The 21067-nt window shown below is 65.0% G+C and carries 18 protein-coding genes; 4 read left to right on the top strand and 14 right to left on the bottom strand.

Annotated features, from left to right (window positions below):
• Window positions 1–154: 154 nt before the first annotated feature.
• The 3 genes from holA to leuS form a co-directional block, all read right to left on the bottom strand.
• A complete protein-coding gene (holA, locus tag HZZ13_RS34260; protein WP_197963866.1) occupies window positions 155–1183 on the bottom strand; it encodes a DNA polymerase III subunit delta in 1029 nt (342 codons plus the stop codon).
• A gap of 110 nt (window positions 1184–1293) precedes the next feature.
• Window positions 1294–1845: an LPS assembly lipoprotein LptE gene (gene lptE / locus HZZ13_RS34255; RefSeq protein WP_197963851.1), complete on the bottom strand. Its 552-nt coding sequence runs from the start codon at window positions 1843–1845 to the stop codon at window positions 1294–1296.
• Entirely contained in the window at window positions 1832–4456 is a 2625-nt protein-coding gene (gene leuS, locus HZZ13_RS34250) for a leucine--tRNA ligase (RefSeq protein ID WP_197963850.1), read from the bottom strand. Before leuS ends, lptE begins: the two co-directional genes overlap by 14 nt.
• A 190-nt stretch (window positions 4457–4646) precedes the next feature.
• Between leuS and HZZ13_RS34245 the strand changes: the two genes are divergently transcribed.
• Window positions 4647–5693 carry a GGDEF domain-containing protein gene (locus tag HZZ13_RS34245; RefSeq protein WP_197963849.1) on the top strand — a complete coding sequence of 349 codons (1047 nt, stop codon included), beginning with the start codon at window positions 4647–4649 and terminating at the stop codon, window positions 5691–5693.
• A gap of 156 nt (window positions 5694–5849) precedes the next feature.
• Here HZZ13_RS34245 and HZZ13_RS34240 read toward each other — a convergent pair whose 3' ends face one another.
• On the bottom strand, window positions 5850–7550 hold the full coding sequence (locus HZZ13_RS34240; RefSeq protein ID WP_197963848.1) for a diguanylate cyclase domain-containing protein: 1701 nt from the start codon (window positions 7548–7550) through the stop codon (window positions 5850–5852).
• 110 nt (window positions 7551–7660) lie between these two features.
• On the opposite strand from HZZ13_RS34240, the gene HZZ13_RS34235 reads away from it, so the two are divergent.
• On the top strand, window positions 7661–8350 hold the full coding sequence (locus tag HZZ13_RS34235; RefSeq protein WP_197963865.1) for a YggS family pyridoxal phosphate-dependent enzyme: 690 nt from the start codon (window positions 7661–7663) through the stop codon (window positions 8348–8350).
• A 220-nt stretch (window positions 8351–8570) separates the two neighbouring features.
• Here the strand turns inward: HZZ13_RS34235 and HZZ13_RS34230 are convergent, their stop codons facing one another.
• Window positions 8571–9140: a L,D-transpeptidase family protein gene (locus tag HZZ13_RS34230; protein WP_197963847.1), complete on the bottom strand. Its 570-nt coding sequence runs from the start codon at window positions 9138–9140 to the stop codon at window positions 8571–8573.
• Window positions 9141–9343: 203 nt separating this feature from the next.
• Between HZZ13_RS34230 and HZZ13_RS34225 the strand changes: the two genes are divergently transcribed.
• Together HZZ13_RS34225 and HZZ13_RS34220 are read left to right on the top strand one after the other, a co-directional pair.
• The gene (locus HZZ13_RS34225; RefSeq protein WP_008142830.1) at window positions 9344–10030 is read left to right on the top strand and encodes a response regulator transcription factor; all 687 of its coding nucleotides are present in this window, start codon (window positions 9344–9346) and stop codon (window positions 10028–10030) included.
• Between the two features lie 58 nt (window positions 10031–10088).
• Window positions 10089–10532: a cyclic nucleotide-binding domain-containing protein gene (locus HZZ13_RS34220; RefSeq protein ID WP_018646009.1), complete on the top strand. Its 444-nt coding sequence runs from the start codon at window positions 10089–10091 to the stop codon at window positions 10530–10532.
• A 124-nt stretch (window positions 10533–10656) separates the two neighbouring features.
• On the opposite strand, the gene HZZ13_RS34215 is transcribed toward HZZ13_RS34220, so the two are convergent.
• From HZZ13_RS34215 to HZZ13_RS34175, 9 genes are all read right to left on the bottom strand, one after another.
• Window positions 10657–11472 carry an exodeoxyribonuclease III gene (locus HZZ13_RS34215; protein WP_197963846.1) on the bottom strand — a complete coding sequence of 272 codons (816 nt, stop codon included), beginning with the start codon at window positions 11470–11472 and terminating at the stop codon, window positions 10657–10659.
• A gap of 132 nt (window positions 11473–11604) precedes the next feature.
• Entirely contained in the window at window positions 11605–12363 is a 759-nt protein-coding gene (locus tag HZZ13_RS34210; RefSeq protein ID WP_197963845.1) for an outer membrane lipoprotein carrier protein LolA, read from the bottom strand.
• Between the two features lie 152 nt (window positions 12364–12515).
• Window positions 12516–14990, bottom strand: coding sequence for a DNA translocase FtsK (locus HZZ13_RS34205; protein WP_197963844.1), 2475 nt, complete (start codon window positions 14988–14990; stop codon window positions 12516–12518).
• Window positions 14991–14999: 9 nt separating this feature from the next.
• Window positions 15000–16214, bottom strand: a complete 1215-nt coding sequence (locus tag HZZ13_RS34200; protein ID WP_197963843.1) for an aminotransferase class I/II-fold pyridoxal phosphate-dependent enzyme — start codon at window positions 16212–16214, stop codon at window positions 15000–15002.
• A gap of 354 nt (window positions 16215–16568) precedes the next feature.
• Window positions 16569–16973: a GFA family protein gene (locus HZZ13_RS34195; protein ID WP_197963842.1), complete on the bottom strand. Its 405-nt coding sequence runs from the start codon at window positions 16971–16973 to the stop codon at window positions 16569–16571.
• A gap of 207 nt (window positions 16974–17180) precedes the next feature.
• The gene (locus tag HZZ13_RS34190; protein WP_197963841.1) at window positions 17181–18629 is read right to left on the bottom strand and encodes an ammonium transporter; all 1449 of its coding nucleotides are present in this window, start codon (window positions 18627–18629) and stop codon (window positions 17181–17183) included.
• A gap of 37 nt (window positions 18630–18666) precedes the next feature.
• Entirely contained in the window at window positions 18667–19005 is a 339-nt protein-coding gene (locus HZZ13_RS34185; protein WP_008142813.1) for a P-II family nitrogen regulator, read from the bottom strand.
• Window positions 19006–19314: 309 nt separating this feature from the next.
• Window positions 19315–20616 (bottom strand): ammonium transporter, encoded by a 1302-nt coding sequence (locus tag HZZ13_RS34180; protein WP_197963840.1) that lies wholly within the window; start codon window positions 20614–20616, stop codon window positions 19315–19317.
• A gap of 78 nt (window positions 20617–20694) precedes the next feature.
• Complete coding sequence (locus HZZ13_RS34175; protein WP_008142802.1) at window positions 20695–21033, bottom strand: P-II family nitrogen regulator; 339 nt, start codon at window positions 21031–21033, stop codon at window positions 20695–20697.
• Window positions 21034–21067: the final 34 nt, after the last annotated feature.

Below are 21067 nucleotides of genomic sequence, written 5' to 3'. Positions count from 1 at the left end.
ATGACGGAATTAGCTTTCGCTCTGGCATTGGTGCGCATCTCCATCAGCGCCGTCATTGCGTGGAGCACTTGCGACGAAGCAATCCAGAATCTTTCCGCGGAGGGGATTCTGGATTGCTTCGCTGCGCTCGCAATGACGTGGAGAGAGCGGAGACCTAGCCCCGCCGCTTTGCATTCGCGGCGATCGCCATCAGCGCGCGCTGGGCGATGGCGGCGGCGAGGGTGGAGTGCTTGCGCGTGTCGAGCGCGGCGGTTGCCAGCTGCTCGATGATCGCGGCGAGCCGCGCCGGGCTGAAATTGCGCAGCGCGGTTTCGACCGCGGGCTTTCGTGAAAAATGCAGGCGCGGAAAGCCGCCGTCGAGCACGGCGGAGGCAGGCGTGCCGTCCGCAATCGCCAGCGCGGATTTGTGCAGCCACGCGGCCTGGCGCTGCGCGGCCGAGATGATCACGCCGGGATAGGTCCCGGCGATCATCGCCTTTGCAAACTCGGTCTCGACGATGTCGGGCCGCCCGGCGAAGGCGCCGTCGACGATCGGATCGAGTTTCAGCTCCGAGGCATCGGCGACCACGGCCATGACGTCATCCAGCGTGACCTCGCCCTTGCCGTGGGCGTAGAGCGTCAGCTTGCGCAGCTCGTTGCGCGAGGCCTGGCGGTCGCCGCCGAGGAACGACATCAGTGCCGCGCGGGCATCCTGCGCGATCCGCAAGTTCGCGGTGCGCAGCTCGTCTTCCATCAGCTTGGCAAGATCGCGCTCGGTGTCGGGATAACAGCCGATCGCGACCGCTGTCTTGGCCTTCTCGCAGGTCTTGCGCAGCGGCGATTCCGGGCGGAGCTCGCCCGCCTCGATCACGATGCGGCAATCCTTCACGTTCATCTCGGCCAGCGTCTCGATGCCGCTGGCAAAGCTGCGCGCGCCGGCGCGAACGCGGATGGCGCGGCGGCCGCCGAACAGCGGCACCGTCATGGCTTCGTCGACGAGGCGCGAAGGCTCGGCGGAGAGCTCGTCGCCGTCGAGCTTGACAAGCGAGAACGGGTCATTCGGATCGTCGACGCTCGACGCGATCAGCGCGTCGGCGCGCTCGCGCACCAGGCCGACATCGGGACCGTAGAGCAGGATGATCGGACGGCCGGCATCGGGGCGGGCGAGGAAGGCGTCGATCTCTTTTCCGCGCAGTGCGACCATGGTCCAGATCGTCATTCCGGGGCGCGCGTAGCGCGAATCCGGAATCCAGAGGTTTGAGATCGAGATTTCCGGGTTCGCCCTTTTGGGCGCCCCGGAATGACGGGAACGACCTACGTCCCCGCGGTGAAGAACGAGGCGAGCCGGGTGGTGATGTTCTCGGCGATCTCGTTGGCGGCGCGATCCTCGGCATCGCGCACGGCGCGGGTGCGCGAGAAGCGCTGATAGGACCCCGGCATGTCATAGGATACGCGCGAGAAGGTCGAGCCGGTCATCACAGACTTGCCGGTTGCGACGTCGACCAGGTTGTACTGGGCATCGATGCCGAGATTTTCGCTGGTCGGCAGTCCGGTCGTAGAGCTCACGATCAGCGAGGAGCGGGTGCTGGTGAAACGGATGTCGAGCCGGTGGGTCGGCGGCATGCCCGTCGCGGTGCCGTAAAGCTTGAAGGCAAGCGCGTTGCGGATTTCGACGCCGATGCGGGCCTCGCGGGAGGCGTTGGGCTTGCTGATCGGGGGCAACTCGACCCCCATCAGCTTCTCGCGCAGGCCGGGGGTGCCGTCGCTGCGCTCGGCATACATCGGCTGGAAGCAGCCGGCCGTCAGTGCCGCCAGCGCGGCCACTGCCAGCAAGCGGGCTGCGATACGGATCCTAGCCGACAACATTCACGATCCTCTTGGGGACGATGATCACCTTGCGGACGGACTTGCCGTCCAGGGCCAGCTTTACCGCATCAAGGGCCAAAACGGCAGCCTCGATTTCCGGATTTTGGGCCGCTGTTGCAACTGTGACCTCACCCCGCTTCTTGCCGTTGACCTGGACCACCAGGGTCACGTTGTCTTCAACCAGCAGATCGCGTTCGATTTGCGGCCAATCGGCCTCCGAAACCAGGCCCTTCTGGCCCAGAACCTGCCAGCACTCCTCGGCCAGATGCGGCATCATCGGCGAGAACAGCTGGACCAGGATCCGGCTGGCCTCCTGGATCGCCCAGGCGAGATCCGGGGCGGGCTGGCCGGGGCGCTGGAGCACCTCCGAGAATGCATTGGTGAATTCGCGGATATGGGCGAGGCAAACGTTGAAGTGCAGCCGCTCGATGCCGGTGGTGACTTTGTCCAGCGCGCCGTGGGCGGCCTTCCGCAAGGCGGTGGCGTCCGGGCCGAAGCTGGCCGGCCGGGCCGCCGGCGCGGCCTTGCCGAGCTCGATGGAATCGTTCACCAGCCGCCACAGCCGCTGCACGAAGCGCGAGGCGCCCTGGACGCGCTCGTCGCTCCAGATCACGTCGCGGTCGGGCGGGGAGTCCGACAGCATGAACCAGCGGGCGACGTCGGCGCCGTAGGTCTCGATGATGTCATCGGGGTCGACCGTGTTCTTCTTCGACTTTGACATCTTCTCGATCGGACCGATCGTGATGTCTTCGCCCGTCGTCAGCAAAGTGGCGCGCCGTCCGTTGCCGCCGACCTCGACCTTCACCTCGGCCGGCTGCACATAGGTGCCGTCGGCCCTCTGGTAGGTCTCGTGCACCACCATGCCTTGCGTGAACATGCCGGCGAACGGCTCGTCCAGCGCGACGTGCCCCGTCGCTTTCATCGCGCGGGTGAAAAAGCGGCTGTAGAGCAGATGCAGGATCGCGTGCTCGACGCCGCCGATATATTGGTCGACCGGCAGCATCCGGTTGGCGACCGCAGGCGTCGTCGGCGCGGTCTCGTTCCAGGGATCGGTGAAGCGCGCAAAATACCAGGACGAGTCCACGAACGTGTCCATGGTGTCGGTTTCGCGTTGGGCCTTGCCGCCGCATTGCGGGCAGGTGACGTGCTTCCAGCTCGGATGATGATCGAGCGCGTTGCCCGGCCTGTCGAAGGTCGCATCGTCAGGCAGCTTCACGGGCAGGTCGGCATCCGGCACCGGCACCACGTCGCACTTTGGACAGTGAATGACGGGAATCGGGCAGCCCCAATAGCGCTGGCGCGAAATGCCCCAGTCGCGCAGGCGGAAATTGACCTGGCGCTCGCCGACCGGCGCATTGCCGCGCAGCTCGGTCTCGAGCCGCTTCGCCACCTCTTCCTTCGCCTGCTCGATGGTCATGCCGTCGAGGAAGCGCGAATTGATCATGCGGCCGTCACCGTCATAGGCGGTGTCGGTGATGACGAAGCTCCTCGGGTCCTGGCCTTCCGGGCATACGACGGGCGTGTTGCCGAGATTGTACTTGTTGACGAAGTCGAGGTCGCGTTGGTCGTGCGCGGGGCAGCCGAAGATCGCGCCGGTGCCGTATTCCATCAGCACGAAGTTGGCGACATAGACCGGCAGCTTCCAGGAGGGATCGAACGGATGCACCGCGCGGATGCCCGTGTCGAAACCCTGCTTCTCCGCGGTGTCGATGATCTCCTGTGCGGTGCCGATCTTTTTGATCTCGGCGATGAACTCGGCAAGCTTCGGGTTCTTCGCCGCTGCCGCTTGCGCCAGCGGATGATCGGCCGAGATCGCCATGAACTTGGCGCCGAACAGCGTGTCCGGCCGCGTCGTGAAAATCTTCAGCTCGCTCTCGCCGGCCGGCGTCGTCGCCGCATCCAGCGCGAAGCGGATCAACAGGCCCTCGGAGCGGCCGATCCAGTTGCGCTGCATCAGCCGCACCTTGTCGGGCCAGCGGTCCAGCCCGTCCAGCGCGCTCAAGAGCTCCTGCGAGTATTTCGTGATCTTGAAGACCCACTGGTTCATCTCGCGCTGCTCGACCACGGCGCCCGAACGCCAGCCGCGGCCGTCGATCACCTGCTCGTTGGCGAGCACGGTCATGTCGACCGGGTCCCAGTTCACCTTGCGCTTCTCGCGCTCGGCAAGCCCGGCGCGCAGGAAGTCCAGGAACATCTTCTGCTGGTGCTTGTAATAGGAGGGATCGCAGGTCGCGATCTCCCTCGACCAATCCAGCGACAGCCCGATCGAGCGGAGCTGCTTCTTCATCGCGGCGATGTTGTCGTAGGTCCAGGCCTTCGGGGCGACCTTGCGCTCGATCGCGGCATTCTCGGCCGGCAGCCCGAAAGCATCCCAACCCATCGGATGCAGCACGTTGAACCCCTTGGCGCGCATGAAGCGGGCCAGCACGTCGCCGAGCGTGTAATTCCGGACGTGGCCGATATGGATGCGCCCGGACGGGTAGGGGAACATCTCGAGCACGTAATATTTCGGCCGCGGATCGTCGTTCCTGGAGACGAAGATCGCCTGCTCGTCCCAGAGGCGTTGCCAGCGCGGTTCGGCGTCGCGGGCGTTATAGCGTTCGGAGGTCATGGAATCGTTGGGTTTTCGTGGTTCGGCCGTCTCAAGACGGCGGACTAGGCCATAGAAGACCTCGGGGGGTCAATGGGTTGCCGCGATCTGGAACTTTGACGCGGCCTCCGCATAACTACGAGGGCCCGCGTTGGGGTGTGATTAAGGGGTCAGTGCCAATTTGCGGCCCAATAAGGCCGCGTTACCGAAAATGGATTCCAGCTTCGACGATCCCGATTACGACTATGCCGCGTCCGTCGCCGGGCGGGCGATGCGGAGCATGGCCGAACAGCGGATTGCCCCGACCCCGGCCAATTTTGCGGTCTGGTTCCAGTATTTCGCGGGCAGCCATGACGATCTGCGTAATGCGATCGATCTCCTGATCGACCACAATCGTCCCTTCGACGCCAAAACCAATCAGGATCTGTTCGAGACCTATGTCGCGCCCAGGGTGAGCGCCGCCGTGGTCGACACCTCCGAGCGGCTGCAGGCCCTGATGGGGGCGGCGCAGGAGTTTCTGGCAACGGCGATCGCCGACAATCATTCGCAGATGCAGGTCATCAGTCAGGTGGCCGACCAGGGCAAGGCCGGCGTCGATCCAAAGCTGCTGGTTGCCCAGCTCATGAACGAGCTGGCGCGGGCGGCCACGCGGGCGACGCGGCTGGAGGCGGGCTTTGCGGAAAAGACCCGCGAGCTCGACGTGATTCGCGATTCGCTGTCGCGGTCCGAGCAGCGCGCCCGGACCGACACGCTGACGGGGCTGGCGAACCGGCGGGCCCTCGACGAATTCCTGCGCAAGGCGCAGACGACCGCGGAATGGGGCGAGCCGCTCAGCGTGCTGATGCTCGACATCGACCACTTCAAGTCGTTCAACGACAATTTCGGCCACGGTGTCGGCGACCAGGTGCTGCGCCTGATGGCCAAGGTGCTGCGCGAGAAGGTTCGCGCGCAGGATCTGCCGGCCCGCTATGGCGGCGAGGAGCTGATCGCGGTGCTGCCGGACGCCGATCTGGCCGCTTGCGCCGAGATCGCCGAACGCATCAGGCGCGCGATCGCCGAAGCCACGATCACGCGTCGTTCGACCGGCGAGACCCTGCCCAGCATCAGCGTGTCGATCGGCGTGGCGCAATATCGGGCCGGCGAGACGATCGCGGATCTCATCGAACGTTGCGACCGCGCGCTCTATCTCGCCAAGGGGGGCGGTCGTAATCGTGTGGTGACGGAGATCGAGCTCGAGCGGGCCGGGGCGGCGGGCTAGCAAATTTCTCCTGCAGCCATCCTTCGAGACGCCCGCTGTGGCGGGCTCCTCAGGATGAGGACAGGAGTGTGCTGCAGCAGGTTAAACAGGCTCGATGCTGATGAGCCTCGCCCTGAGGAGCGGCGTGAGCGGCGTCTCGAAGGACGAGGCGCTTGCTCAGCCCGCCGCAATCATCATCTCCGCCGCTCCCATCTCGATGGCCTGCACGCCGTGCTCGACCACATTGTTGCGGCCGCGGTGCTTGGCGGCGTAGAGCGCGGCGTCGGCGGCTTCGATCAGGTCGCCTGGGCGCAGGGTCTCGTTCGGCTTGGTCGCGGCGACGCCGATCGAGACCGTGACGATCATGTGGTTCGAGGTGATGTGCGGCAGACAGAGCCTCAGCACGGCCGAACGCACCTGCTCGCCGATCTCGACGGCGCGCGTCACGTCGGTGTTCGGCAGCAGCAGGCAGAACTCCTCGCCGCCGTAACGGGCTGCGAAGCCCATCGTGTCGGCGGCGATGCCGGACAGCGATTCGCCGAGCCGCGTCAGGCAGGAATCGCCTTCGAGATGGCCATAGGTGTCGTTGAACAGCTTGAAATGATCGACGTCGATCATCAGAAGCGCCAGCTCGCTGCCATATTGCTGCGCGCGCATCCATTCGAAATCCAGCCGGCTCTGGAAACCGCGGCGGTTGGCGAGACCGGACAGCATGTCGATCGAAGCCATCACCGTCAGGCGGTCGTTGCTTGCGATCAGCTCGCGCTCGCGCTGGCTCAGCTGCGCGGCCATCGCGTTGAACGCGCGGGCCAGCGGCACGAACTCGGCGGGCAGGCGATTGCGCGCGGCGCGGGCCGACAGGTCGCCTTCGCCGAGCCGCTTGGCCATGTCGGCGAGCATCTCGATCGGCTTGATCACGAGCTTTTCGGCGGCGATAAGCGCGCCGAGCAGGACGAACATGAGGACGAAGGCGAGCTGCAGATAGGCGGTGCGGATGTCGCGGCTGACCGCGGCGGACACCTTGTCCTCGTCGATGCTGGCGATCAGCCGGGCATTGGTGCCGGCGATGCGGATATAGCTGACCGCGCGGCGGGAGCCATCGGCGGCGAGGAAGGACAGCGAATCTTCATCCTGATCGGAGCGCAGCGCCTTGTCGGCGATCGCCGACATCAGCGGCATGTTGTCGAGCGGCCGGCCGACCGCGCTGTGCTGATCGGCCGGAGCCGCCAGCACGGTGCCCGCGCTGTCGACCAGCACCGCAGTGATGCCGGCGCGGCCGCCCAGATTGTTCATGACCTTCGACATCCAGTCGAGATTGACGGTGGCGAGCACGACGGCATCGGCCACGCCGCTGAAGGCGGAGACCGGATAAGCCGCCATCACCGTCGGCGAGGGCACCGGCCGCGACATGATGAAGTCGCTCAGCACGAAGCGGCCGGTTTCCTGGGCCTGCTGGAAGTATGGCCGGTCACCGAGATCGAGGCCGACATACATGTTGTTGGTGGCGCATTGGATGCGGCCGTCCTGGCCGGCGATCAGAAGCGTGCGGATCCAGGGAAGGTTCGACGGCAGGCTCGCGCGCAGCACATCGCAGCTCTTGCTGATGCCGCCTGCGGAGGCGCGGATGAAGGCCTCCGATTTCAGGATGGTCTCGACCGACGAGATCACCTCGCGCTGCGCATCGGCGCTGTGCCTTGCCACAATGGTGAATTCAGCCGCGGCCTGCGCGATCTGCCGCGCGCGCGTGTCTTCGAGGGACCGGATCCGCTCGATCATCAGGGGCGTAACGAGAATCACCGCGAGCAACGCAAGCCGCACCCGGATTCCGAGAACCTGCTTGAGTTTCGCGCGCTTGCGGTTGAGACTGACGCTTGCCATTTTCGCTAAACACCCCGCGGGCCAAGGTAAAGCGAAGGGTTCAAAAACTGTTTCTTGAACTCGGTAAAATTGGACCTAACCCGGGCTCGGGTCACAGCCAAAGAGACGTCATGACAGAAGCCAACGTCGCGCCGGTAGCCGGCGATTCACCAAACGCGCTCGCCGGGGTCGAAGCCGAAATTGCACGCGCCTGCAAGGACGCGCAGCGTGACCGCGCCTCCGTCACGCTGATCGCCGTGTCCAAGACGTTCGCGGCGGATGCAATTATCCCGGTCATCGGCGCCGGACAACGCGTATTTGGCGAGAATCGGGTGCAGGAGGCCAAAGCCAAGTGGCCGGCGTTAACATCTGCTTACCCCGATATCGCGCTGCATCTGATCGGGCCGCTGCAATCCAACAAGGCGAAAGAGGCGGTCGCGCTGTTCGACGCCATCCATTCGGTCGACCGTCCGAGCATTTGCCAAGCGTTAGCCAAGGAAATCGAATCCCAGAACAAGCACCCGCAGCTGTTCGTTCAGATCAACACCGGCGAGGAGCCGCAGAAGGCCGGGGTTGCGCCCGGCGAGGCCGATGCCTTCATTGCAAGCTGCCGCGACACCTATGGGCTGACGATCTCCGGATTGATGTGCATCCCGCCGGTCGACGAGCCGCCGGCCGCCCACTTCGCGCTCACCGCCAAGATCGCCGCGCGCAATGGCTTGACGAATCTCTCGATGGGCATGAGCGCCGATTTCGCGACAGCGATCATGTTGGGCGCCACCCATGTGCGCGTGGGCAGCGCGATCTTCGGGCAAAGATAGCCGTTGGCGAGGATCTGTCGTGTCCCGGACAAGCCGCAACGCCACGGCGTTGCGGCGCAGAGCCGGGACCCAGAGCAACGCGTTCACGTGCAGCGAAATGGGCCCCGGCTCTGCAGCGCACCGCTAAGGGCGCTGCGCTGCGTCCGGGGCACGAGCAGCAAAATGCTGCACTTGCAATGACGCGTAGAGGGGGATGGGATCGCAACGACGGCAGAGTGCCTCACCCGATGATGATTTTTGTGCGCGGGCCCAGGCGCCGCAGCAATTGCAGCATCGCGGATTTCGTCATGGAGACGCAGCCGGCGGTCGGGCCGAAATTGTCGCGGGCAAGGTGCAGGAACACCGCGCTGCCGCGGCCGGCGATGCGGGGTCGGGTGTTGTGGTCGATCTCGATGATGAAGTCGTAGAGATGGTCGGCGCGCTGGAGCCGGTCGCCGCCCTGCCCCTCGCCGAGCCGGATGCTCTGGTTGTAATGGCGGTCCCGCGGATCCTCGCACCAGGCGTCCACGCCGGTGATCATCCGGGCCGGCAGGAACGTCCGGGGTCGGCTGTGCCGGTCGGCCCGCCACCACAATTGCCTGGGCCGGAAGCTGCCCCTGGGGGTGCCGCCATCCCCCTCGCGCTTGTTGGCGAGAATGCCGCCTCGCCCCAGCGCAACCGGGATGGTCAGCGCTCCGGCCGTCAGCCAGCCCCGGCGCGGATTGCCGGCAGCAGGCTTAACGCGGATCGCCGCCAGCGGCCCGGCGCTTCGATTCCTGGTGTAACCGCCTGAAGCTGCTTTATTTTTCATGTGAATGTGCAATGTCGAATTCATTACAGGACATTCATCCAAACGCCCTGCTATTCTGAGTTAGAGTGCTTCTGGCTTGTGAATCGGTAACAGCCCACTACTTCAACACGAACAATAATAATAATGGCGACCTTAAACTTCCCCTCGCGGCTGGGTGCGGCATGGATGTGCCGCCGAGCCGGACCCTAAAAGGATGACCCCCCATGGCCAATGCCCGCAAGATCCTGATCGTGGATGACGATACCGATCTGCGCGATACGTTGGTGGAGCAATTATCGCTACACGAAGAATTCGAAGCCTCTGCCGTCGATACTGGCGCCAAAGGCGCCAGCGCCGCGAAGGCCAACTCCCCCGATCTGGTCCTGATGGATGTCGGCCTGCCCGACACCGATGGCCGCGAGGTCGTCCGCTCGCTGCGGAAAGGCGGCTTCAAGGCCCCGATCATCATGCTGACCGGGCACGACACCGATTCCGACACGATCCTGGGCCTGGAATCCGGCGCCAACGATTATGTGGCAAAGCCCTTCCGCTTCGCCGTGCTGCTGGCCCGCATCCGCGCCCAGCTCCGCCAGCACGAAGCCAGCGAGGACGCGGTGTTCTCGGTCGGACCCTACTCCTTCCGCCCCGGCTCGAAGATGCTGACCGCGGCCAATGCCCGCAAGGTCCGCCTCACCGAGAAGGAAACCGCGATTCTCCGCTTCCTCTACCGGGCCGGCCAGATGCCGGTGTCGCGCGAGACCCTGCTCCAGGAGGTCTGGGGCTATAATTCCGGCGTCACCACCCACACGCTGGAAACCCACATCTATCGCCTGCGCCAGAAGATCGAGAAGGACGCCGCCAACCCGGAGATCCTGGTGACGGAAGCCGGTGGCTACAAGCTGGTGCCGTGATACGCTTCGACGGCGTGCGAATCGTTTTAGATCGCACGCCTTCGAGCCTCGGACCTGAATGTCAATCGACGATGATGTAGCGCTTCTCGAGCGTGTCCCGACACTGCGCCTGTTGGGAGACGCCTCGTTGCGCATGTTGGCGATCGGCTCCGAGCAGCGTGACTTCGTGCGCGGCGACGTACTGTTCAATCTCGGCGACGACGCCGATGCAGGTTTCGTGGTCCAGCGCGGCGCCTTCCGGGTCGAGGACGGCGCTGGCGCCGAAATGATCGCCGGCCCCGGCGCGCTGATCGGCGAGCTCGCGCTGGTGGTGCCGATGAAGCGGCCGTCGAGCGCGATCGCGCTGGAGCATTCCTCCGTCATCCGCGTCGCCCGCAGCCTGTTCCAGCGCGTGCTCGAAAGCGATCCCGCCGCGGCGGTGCGCCTGCGCGACGAGTTCGCAGTGCGCTCCAGCCAGATCGCCAGCGATATCTTGATGGCGGGTGCGAAGCTGACGAGCTGAGTTCCCTCCGCTCGTCATTCCGGGGCGCGACGAAGTCGCGAACCCGGAATCCATTGAGCGGCAGAGCCAGTGGATCAATGGATTCCGGGCTCGCGCTGCGCGCGCCCCGGAATGACGGCGGGGCTTACACCTCCAGCGTCACCGTGACAGGCACATGGTCCGACGGCCGCTCCCAGTTGCGGGCATCGCGCAGAATCTTGAAATCGCTGACCGCATCCTTCAGCGCGCGCGAGACCCAGATGTGGTCGAGCCTGCGGCCGCGATCGCCGACCGTCCAGTCGGGCGAGCGGTAGCTCCACCACGTATAGACCTTCTCCGACATCGGAATGCGATCGCGCGCGACGTCGACCCATTCGCCGGCGGCGAGCGCCGCCTTCAGCTTCTCGGTTTCGACAGGCGTGTGCGAGACGACTTTCAGCAGCTGCTTGTGCGACCACACGTCGTTCTCGTGCGGGGCGACGTTGAGATCGCCGACCAGGATGTGGCGATCCTCACCGCGCGGATGCAGCGGCTCGCACGCCGTCATCTCGTCGAGGAAGCGGAGCTTGTGGTCGAATTTCTCGTTCAGTGCGGGATCGGCAATGTCGCCGCCCGCGGGCACGTAGAAATTATGCAGCACCAGCGGTTTTGCGATGCCCGCCTTTTCGCCGAACGACACCGAGATGTGGCGCGAATCCAACTTGTCGCAGAAGGTGCGGATGTCCTTCGATTCGAACGGGATCTTCGAAACGATGGCGACGCCGTGATAACCCTTTTGTCCATTCAGCGCGACGTGCTCGTAGCCCAGCCGCTTGAAGCGCTTCAGCGGAAAGGCATCGTCGATGCACTTGGTCTCCTGCAGACACAGCACCTCCGGCCGCGCGCTCTTGAGAAACTTCGCGACCAGGTCGATGCGCAGCCGCACCGAATTGATGTTCCAGGTTGTCAGGGAAAGACGCATGGGAGCGGTCTAACAAACTCCATTCGTCATGGCCGGGCTTGACCCGGCCATCCACGCCTTTTTGTCTGACCCAAAACGTGGATGCCCGGGACAAGCCCGGGCATGACGGTCATCCGAGCGGCCATCAATGTCTCAACCCGGCGACGGCGTGCTGTAATTGGTGAAATCGATCTTGAACATGTTGGGGTCGAGCTTCTTGCTCGAGTCCAGATTGTACACCGCGATCGTCGTGTCGTAACCCTGCGGATCGGTGACGGTCCATTGCTTGAGCTGGCCGTCCTTGGCGCCGAACATCAGCAGCAGGCGGCTGGTGCCGACCAGGGCCTGCTTCTCCTCGATGGTGACGCTGATGAAGACGTCGTCGGCCGAGACGCCAACGACGTTGGTGTCCTTCATCAGGTCGATGCGGTCGGACAACAGAAAGCGCAGCGGCGTCTGCGACAGCGGATAGACGTCCTGCGTCGCGAGCTTGCGGTCGCGCACCACGAGCGAGGATCCGTCGGCGACAATGTCGATCGGGCTCGGCGCGTCATATTCGAAGCGCACCTTGCCGGGTTTCTGGATGTAGAAATCGCCCTGCGTCTTGCTGCCGTCGGGACCGACCTGCACGAAATTCCCGACCAATGTCTGCAGCGACGACAGATAGGCGCTGACCTTGGCCGCCTGCGCCTTCTGGTTGGCGTCGAAGGTCTGGAATATGCTGCTCGGCACGTTGCGCCGCGGATCCGGGATCACCGGATTGGGTGGCGCCTGTGTCGCTCCGGTGACGGCCGGCCCGCCGGCGGACGCGCCGCCGTCACGTCCCTTCGGTGCGGGCTTCGGCACCGGCACGGTCTGCGCGAACGACGCAGCGGTCACGATCGCGGCGGTGACGAGAAGCACGCCGGCCATGCGCGCGCCTCGCGCGGCGATGGTGGCAGCGAATCGAATGTCCGGATGTCTGATCAACGCGTGGTCCTGTGTGGCTGGGCGCCCTTTTACCGTGATTTCGGGCAAAATCAGATATCGAATTTGCGTGAAATGTTGCTCAGAGGCTCCTCGCCTCACATATGGCTGTCTTCTTCCTCGACCAGAATCTCGCGCTTGCCGGCATGGTTGGCGGGACCGACGATGCCCTCCAGTTCCATGCGCTCCATCAGCGATGCGGCGCGGTTGTAGCCGATTTGCAGACGGCGCTGGATGTAGCTGGTCGAGGCCTTGCGGTCGCGTTTGACGATCGCAACCGCCTGCTGGAAGAGATCGCCCCCGCCATCGCCGCCCATGCCGGTGGCGTCGAACACGGCGCCGTCCTCGTCCTCGGTCGGCTCTTCGGCGGTGACGGCTTCGAGATATTCGGGCTGTCCCTGCGTCTTGAGGTGGCGCACCACCTTCTCGACTTCCTCGTCGGAGGCGAACGGTCCGTGCACGCGGCTGATGCGGCCGCCGCCGGCCATGTAGAGCATGTCGCCCTGGCCGAGCAGCTGCTCGGCGCCCATCTCGCCCAGAATGGTGCGGCTGTCGATCTTGGACGTCACTTGGAACGCGATGCGGGTGGGGAAGTTCGCCTTGATGGTGCCGGTGATGACGTCGACCGACGGACGCTGTGTCGCCAGGATCACATGCAGGCCGGCGGCGCGCGCCATCTGCGCCAGACGCTGCACCGCGCCTTCGATGTCCTTGCCGGCGACCATCATCAGGTCGGCCATTTCGTCGACGATGATGACGATGTAGGGCAGCGGGTCGAGCGAGAGTTTCTCTTCCTCGTAGATCGCCTTGCCGGTCTCCTTGTCGAAGCCGGTATGCACCGTGCGCGTCGGCTCCTCGCCCTTGGCCTTCAATTCGAGCAGGCGCGTATTGTAGCCGTCGATGTTGCGCACACCGAGTTTGGCCATGTTCTTGTAGCGCTCCTCCATCTCGCGCACGGCCCATTTCAGCGCAACCACCGCCTTCTTCGGGTCGGTCACGACAGGCGTGAGCAGATGGGGAATGCCGTCATAGACGGAGAGCTCGAGCATCTTCGGATCGACCATGATCAGGCGGCACTGGTCCGGGCGCAGCCTGTAGACCAGGCTCAGGATCATGGTGTTGATCGCGACCGACTTGCCCGAGCCGGTGGTGCCGGCGATCAGCATGTGCGGCGTGCGCGCGAGGTCGATGATGACGGGTTCGCCGCCGATGGTCTTGCCAAGGCAGAGCGGCAGCTTTGCCACGGTCTCGGTCGCCTCCTTCGCCACCAGCAATTCGCGCAAATAGACTTTCTCGCGATGCGCGTTCGGCAGCTCGATGCCGATCGCGTTGCGCCCGGGCACGACGGCGACGCGCGCGGACAGCGCGCTCATCGAGCGTGCGATGTCGTCGGCAAGCCCGATCACGCGCGAGGACTTGATGCCGGGCGCCGGCTCCAGCTCGTACAGGGTGACCACCGGACCCGGATTGGCCTTCACGATCTCGCCGCGCACGCCGAAATCCTGCAGCACGCCTTCGAGCGAACGGGAATTGCTCTCCAGCTCGGCCTTGCTGAGCGGCTGCCGATCGCCGGCCTTCGGTGCGGCCAGCATGGAGACGGAGGGAAGATCGAACCTGTCGGAGGATTTCTTGGCGGGAGTCTTCGGCGCAGCCTTCTTGCGCGGGGCGCGCGCGGCGGGCTCCTCTTCCTCCTCTTCTTCGTCCTCCTCCTCATGATGATCCTCGTGGTCCTCGTCTTCGGACTGCGGCGAGATCGAGGGCGCGGCGCGGCCGCCGCCGAGATTCGGCTCCTGCCGACTGAACTGGGCAGCCTTGGTCTTCGGTGCGCTCGAGACCAGCGAGCGGTAGGCGGCACCACACAGCCAGATCAGCCGCGCCTTGGTGCTCATGAGCGCATGGAACAGCCAACCCAGCGAGACCGAGCCCCGATCGCTCCCCTCGTCTTCGTCGAGCGGCTTGTCGTCATCCTCGACCTCCGTGAGCTCATCGTCTTGCTCGCGCGCGCCGAGGCCGCAGGCGATCAGGAAGGTCGCGGTCATCGCGGCGAACAGCATCGTGCCCAGCATGATGCGATAGATCGCGCCGGCCGGCCCGAAGATCACCGCGGGCGCGCGCACCAGTGCGTCGCCGACCACGCCGCCGAGGCCGGTGGGGAGCGGCCAGGCCCCGCCATGCTGAAAGCAACTGACGAAGCCTGCCGCGATCACGGTGCAGAGAATCCAGGAGCCGAGCCGCAGCGCCTCGCGGTCGAACGGGCGGTGCGTCATCATACGCCAGCCCCAGACCGCAACGGTCAGGACCAGCATGATGGCGCCGAGCCCCAGGATCTGCATGGCGAGATCGGCGCCGATCGCGCCGGCATAGCCGAGGATGTTGCGGATCGGCCGCGAGGTCGCGTGGCTGAGGCTGGGATCCTGCACCGACCAGGTCATCAGCGCCGCCGCGGCGACGCCCGCCAGCGCGATCAGGCCGAGGCCGGCGAGTTCGCGCATGCGCCGCGCCAGCCCCTCGCGGATCGAGGGCGGCAAATGGCCGACCAGTGGAATGACACGTTCGATTGCCGACATGCTCATGGGCCCCGCCTAACCCAGAGTCTCGACCAGCCGGTGCAGCGCCTGCGCCGTGGTCTCGCCGTCCTGCACCAGCGCGAGGCGGATATAGCCTGCGCCGGGATTGAAGCCGTCAGGCTGCTGTCGCGCCAGGAAGCTGCCGGGTACCACGCGCACGCCGGCTTCCCTGAATAACTTGAGCGTCACCGACACGTCGTCGCCGATCCCGGAGGTGTTGAGCCAGACGCAGAAGCCGGCATCGGGCCGGCGATAGCCGTAACGATTGCCGATGATCTGCTCGGCGAGATCGAACTTGATCCGGTACAGCCGCCGATTCTCCTCGACATGCGCCTCGTCGCCATAGGCGACCGTCGCGACATGCTGCAGGGGCACCGGCACCTGGGGCGCTGCGATGTTACGCAGCTCGAGGAACATGCCGATGAACCTCTTGTCGCCTGCGGCGAAGCCGACGCGCAGGCCCGGCAGGTTGGAGCGCTTCGATAGCGACTGGAATGCAACCACGCGCGTGAAGTCGGGGCCGGCGCATTCCAGCGCGCTGCCCGGAGCCTCGCGGGTGTAGATCTCGGAATAGCACTCGTCGCTGAGGATCACGAAGCCATGGCGGTCGGCGAGCTGCTTCAAGCGCTTGAAATAGTCGGGCCTCGCGACCGAGCCCTGCGGATTGGCGGGCGAAGCCAGGTAGAATGCCACCGTGCGCGCCAGCGTCGCCTCGTCGATGGCGTCGAGGTCGGGCAGGAAGCCGTTCTCGACCGTGGTCGGCAGGTGGACCGGCTCGCAAGCGGCCGCAAGCGCGCCCGCGCCGTAGACCGGATAGAACGGGTTCGGCATCAGGATCGCGGGCTTGCCCGGACGCGGACCGACATAGCGCGCAGCCGCGATCGCGGCGAGGAACAGCCCCTCGCGGCTGCCATTGAGGACGAGAATCTCGCTCTCGGGGTCGAGCGGCCGCGGCAGCTTGAAGCGCGTCGACAGCCATGCCCCGGCGGCGTTGCGGAACGGATCGGTGCCCTTGTTCGCGGGGTAACGGCCGAAATCGGCGATGTGCTTGGCCAGCACCGGGCCGACGAAGTCGGGCACCGGATGCTGGGGCTCGCCGACCGCAAGCGAAATCAAAGGCTTGCCCGGCTGATGCGGGGCCAGCAGCTCGTTCAGCCGGACGAAGGGCGAGCGTTCGTTGGTGGAGCTTCCACTGGCTTGGGGCGCACGGGATGAAGCGGTCATGACCATTCTGGGCGCCAGCACTCTCGGAACAGCCGGTCGCGCGAAGGCGCCGGCGGGAAGCGGTTCAGTTCACCATAGATAGGGCGAGGTTAAGACGCGATTAACCATCGGCCAGCCGGTCCGTCCAGAGCGGGAATAATGGGGCCGGATAACAGCGGGATGCGGGGCGACTGGCTGGTTTCGTCACCTCTCCCGCTTGCGGGGGAGGCATAGGCCGCCTTGCGGCCGTTCTCAAGCAACGCCGAGGCGAAGCCTCGGCTATGGCGAAGCGCCGGGTGAGGGCTCCCTCCTCTTGGGGATTCCCACCGCGGAGGTACCCTCTCCCCAGCCCTCCCCGCATGCGGGGGAGCGAGCGTACCGTCATCGCCCCGGCAACTTTTCGAACGTCTTCATGCCTGCGGGGATGGTGTGGAATTCCTGCATGTCGCAGGTGTAGATCGCCATCTGCGGCTGGAACTGCGCCGGTTCGTCGAGCGTGCCGACTTTCAGGATTGCGGCAGGCAGGCCCGGAACCTTGGTCACGAGATGCGTGCCGCATTCGGCGCAGAACTCGCGCGTGACGGCGCGCTCGAGGTCCTTGCGCGTGAACTGCTTGGGCTGACCGGTGATGTAGGTGAAGCCGGCTGCCGGCATCGCGATGAAGGTGTTGGGCGCGCCGCCTGAGATGTACTGGCACTCACGGCAATGACATTGCGCTTGCATCATCGCATCGCCCTCGGCCACGTAGCGCACCTCGCCGCAATAGCATCCGCCTTCCAAACGCATGACGACCTCCCGATTGTTATCGTTATGGTCGATATTTCTGCGCCGGCCGCGCGGAATGGCAATGCTTTTTCTTTCGAGCCCGGACCAAAAGAAAGGGGCTCCAGCTTGCGCTGGAGCCCCTCAACGGTCAGGGCATTGCCGGGTATGTGCCCGAACCGGAGTTGTGGACGCGGCCTCCTCGCGGAGACCGCGGCCGGGAGGAGAGGGTTACATGTTGTAGGCGCGCTCGGTGTGCTCGGTGATGTCGAGGCCTTCACGCTCGCTCTCGACATTGGCACGGAGGCCAACGATCACGTCGACGACCTTGTAGAGGATCGCCGAACCGATGCCCGACCATACCAGCGTGGTGCAGACGCCCCAGAGCTGGGCGATGATCTGCGTGGCGAAGTCGTAGTCGGCAACCTTCGGCGGGATCGCCGTGTAGTCGATGATGCCGGCGCCGCCGAGGGCGGGGTTCACCAGGATGCCAGTGCCGATGGCGCCGACAATGCCGCCGATGCAGTGCACGCCGAACACGTCGAGCGAGTCGTCATAGCCGAGCGCGTTCTTCACGACGGTGCAGAAGAACAGGCAGACCACGCCGACCACGAGGCCGAGGACGATCGCGCCCATGACGCCGGCATAGCCCGCGGCGGGCGTGACGGCCACCAGGCCCGCGACCGCGCCGGAGATGACGCCAAGCACGGAGGGATGGCCCTTGATGATCCACTCCGCGAACATCCACGACAGCGCGGCGGCCGCGGTGGCGACGAAGGAGTTGGTCATGGCGAGCGCAGCGCCGCCGTTGGCTTCGAGGTTGGAGCCGGCGTTGAAGCCGAACCAGCCGACCCAGAGCAACGAGGCGCCGATCATCGACATGGTCAGCGAGTGCGGAGCCATCAGCTCCTTGCCGTAGCCGACGCGCTTGCCGATCAGGAGAGCGCCGACGAGGCCTGCAATGCCGGCGTTGATGTGCACGACGGTGCCGCCCGCGAAGTCGATGGCGCCCTTCTTGAAGATCCAGCCGGCGTCGGCGTTGATCTCGTCGAGCTTGGCCTGCGCCGCGGTCTTCGCCGCCGCATCACCCGCCGCAGCGAGCGCCTTGGCCGCGTCCTGGATCGCGTCCGGGCCCGGCCAGTACCAGACCATGTGCGCAATCGGGAAGTAGATCAGCGTGACCCAGAGCGGAATGAAGAGCGCGACCGCCGAGAACTTCATGCGCTCGGCGAAGGCGCCAACGATGAGGGCGGGCGTGATCGCCGCGAAGGTCATCTGGAAGCACACATAGATGAGCTCCGAGATGTTGGCGTCGACCGAGAAGGTCGCGGCCTTCGAATCGGTGGTGACGCCCATCATGAAGGCCTTGGAGAAGCCGCCGATGAAGTCGGAGCCGCCGGTGAAGGCGAGGCTGTAACCATAGACGGCCCAGATCACGGTGACGACGCAGACGGTGTAGAACACCTGCATCAGGACCGAGAGCATGTTCTTGGAGCGGACCAGGCCGCCGTAGAACAGCGCGAGGCCGGGGATCGTCATCAACAGCACCAGCACTGTCGATGTCAGCATCCAGGCGTTGTCTCCCTTGTTGACCGTTGGCTCGGCGTAGGCTGCGGTCGCAGCGAACAGGCCGGCTGCGAGAGCCGCCAATCCCGCGCCATAGGGACGCTTGAACGTCATATTGTTTACTCCTGCTTGGATAAGGTTGAGCGCGAAATCAGAGGGCCGCGGCATCGGCCTCGCCGGTGCGGATGCGCACCGCGTGGTCGAGGTTGATGACGAAGATCTTGCCGTCGCCGATCTGTCCGGTTTTCGCCGCGGACGTGATGGCGTCGATGGTCTTGTCGACCTGGTCGGAGGCGACAGCGACCTCGATCTTGATCTTGGGCAGGAAGCTCACGGCATATTCGGCGCCGCGATAGATTTCCGTATGGCCCTTCTGGCGGCCATACCCCTTGACTTCCGTCACCGTGAGACCGTGAACGCCGATGGCGGTCAGGGCGTCACGGACTTCTTCAAGCTTGAATGGCTTGATGATCGCCATAACAATTTTCATGGGTCCTATCCCCGCTTGGGCCCGGTCCGGACGTGGCCGGGCGTTCTCGACTGGTTCGCCACGAGGGAGAAGTTTCACTACGCGGGCACAGCCGGCCCCCTAGAATCAAATGCCGTGCCAGATCAGGCGGATTGCCTAACGGATTATGAAGACGGGCGTTTTCGCCTTCGGCGAGTGTTGCAATGGAGTGCGCTATTACGTCGCGCTCAAAACGTGGTCACGACTGCTCAAAACGAGGGCAAGACAGGCTCCCGACACAATGTTGCTCACGTGTCGGGCAGCAAAACGGTATTTACGTAGCACCGGCGCCTATTGCAGGGCTTCACCATGCTGCGAAATATCCAGCCCCTCGAGCTCGTGCTCACGGGATACGCGCAAGGGCACGAACAGGCCGACCAGCTTCAGCAGGATGAAGCTGACGCCCGCCGACCAGACGAAGGTGACGGCGACCCCATAGAACTGGATCAGGAGCTGCTGCGGATGGCCCTCCAGCAGGCCGGCGGTGCCGCCGATGGCGCTGGTTGCGAACACGCCGCCGAGCAGGGTGCCGGTCAGGCCGCCGATGCCGTGGACGCCGAAGACGTCGAGCGAATCGTCGTAGTCGAAGCGGTGCTTCAGCCAGGTACAGGCCCAGTAGCAGATCGCACCGGCGATGATGCCGATGACGATGCCGTGCCATGGTGCGACGAAGCCCGAGGCCGGCGTGATGGTGCCGAGACCTGCGACCGCGCCGGAGATCATGCCGAGCACCGAAGGCTTGCGCCGCGTCGACCATTCGATCGCGCCCCAGGTCAGCGCGCCGGCGCAGGCGGCAAGATGGGTCGCGATGATCGCCATCACCGCGCGTGAGTTCGCCTCGAGCGCCGAGCCGCCGTTGAAGCCGAACCAGCCGATCCACAACAGGCCCGTGCCCATCACCGCGAGCGACAGATCGAATGGCGAGAGATTCTCGGTGCCGTAGCCGTGACGGCGGCCCATCACCTTGGCTGCAACGAGGCCGCCGGTGCCGGCCGACAGATGCACGACGAGACCGCCGGCGAAGTCGAGCACGCCCAGCCTGTTGAGGAAGCCGCCGCCCCACACCCAATGCGCCAGCGGAATGTAGACGAAGATGAACCAGGCGACCGAGAACAAGAGATAGGCCGAGAACCGCATGCGGTCAGCGACCGAGCCCGCGACCAGCGCCACCGTGATGATGGCAAACGTCATCTGGTACAGCATAAACAGCGATTCCGGGATCGTCTTCGCCGCAGGGTTGACGCTGTCCATGGTCATGCCGGCGAGAAACCAGCGATCGAGCGTGCCGATCCAGGGGCCGTCGCCGACGAAGCACAGCGAATAGCCGAATGCCACCCAGAGAATGGAGATCAGCGTCACCGCGGCGAGGCTCTGCGCCATGGTGGCGAGCACGTTCTTCTTGCGCACCATGCCCGAATAGAACAGTGCGAGCCCCGGGATCGTCATCATCAGCACCAGCGCTGTCGCGACGATCATCCAAGCCGTGTCGGCGGTGTTGATCCCGCTCTCCGCCGCTTGCGCCGGCGAAGCTACGACGGACACAAATCCGATTGGCGCAGCCATCACAGCTGCGCGGCGCAACAATCCCGCCATGTCATTCCCCCCGGCATAGAAATTACGTCGCACGCGGTCGCGGCGTTGCCCGGTGCGATCGAAACAGATTCGTTTGGTTCAGAGCGCGTCGCTGTCGGTTTCGCCGGTGCGGATGCGCAGCGCGTGGTCGATCGGCGTGACGAAGATCTTGCCGTCGCCGATCTGGCCGGTGCGGGCCGTCGCGGTGATCACGGCGACCGCCTTGTCGGCGACGTCGGAGGCGACCGCGATCTCGATGCGCAGCTTGGGAAGGAAGTTCACGACATATTCGGCACCGCGATAGATCTCGGTGTGGCCCTTCTGCCGGCCATAGCCCTTCACCTCGGTCACGGTCATGCCGTGCACGCCGATCGCCGTCAGGGCCTGGCGGACCTCATCCAGCTTGAAGGGTTTGATGATCGCGACGACGAGTTTCATGGTCAGGCCTATTCCCCGGAATTGCGCTGCGCCG

Source organism: Bradyrhizobium agreste (assembly GCF_016031625.1).
GTDB classification, from domain to species: Bacteria; Pseudomonadota; Alphaproteobacteria; order Rhizobiales; family Xanthobacteraceae; genus Bradyrhizobium; species Bradyrhizobium agreste.
The sequence above is the reverse complement of the archived record's forward strand: the minus strand, read 5'-3'. Positions and strand labels throughout refer to the sequence as shown.